The organism is Mesorhizobium sp. M00.F.Ca.ET.216.01.1.1, assembly GCF_004010325.2.
Taxonomy (GTDB): Bacteria; Pseudomonadota; Alphaproteobacteria; order Rhizobiales; family Rhizobiaceae; genus Mesorhizobium.
The window spans coordinates 1-341 of record NZ_SADR02000308.1 but is presented as its reverse complement, the minus strand read 5'-3'; the positions used below and the strand labels follow the sequence as shown (position 1 = coordinate 341).

The 341-nt window shown below is 65.7% G+C and carries 1 protein-coding gene; it reads right to left on the bottom strand.

Going from position 1 to position 341, the window contains the following annotated elements; genetic code table 11:
- Positions 1 to 341, bottom strand: a 341-nt coding sequence (locus EN859_RS36240; RefSeq protein WP_135913674.1) for an AMIN domain-containing protein, incomplete at both ends; no start/stop codon positions are given.

Here is a 341-nt window from a genome sequence, read left to right as displayed (position 1 = left end):
AATTGCCCCACGCGCACCGACTGGATTTGCGGATCGTTCGGCGTGATCTTCGAGACCAGGTCCTTCAGCGCCTGATCGAGGTCGAGACCGCTCAGGTCGACGACGAGCCGGTCCGGGCCCTGGAGCAATTGCTGGGCATTCTGCAGAGGCTGATCGGATTCGATCGTCACACGCGTGTAATCGCGCGCGGGCCACACGCGCACGCCGAGCACCGAACTGGCGTGCGCGAGACGCGGCGCCACGAGGCCGAGCACAAGCGTGGATGCGCCCGCGCGCAAAATCTGCCGGCGCCGCCAGTTATGCGTTGCGGTGGCCGCTGATTCGATCGAGCGGAACGGTTT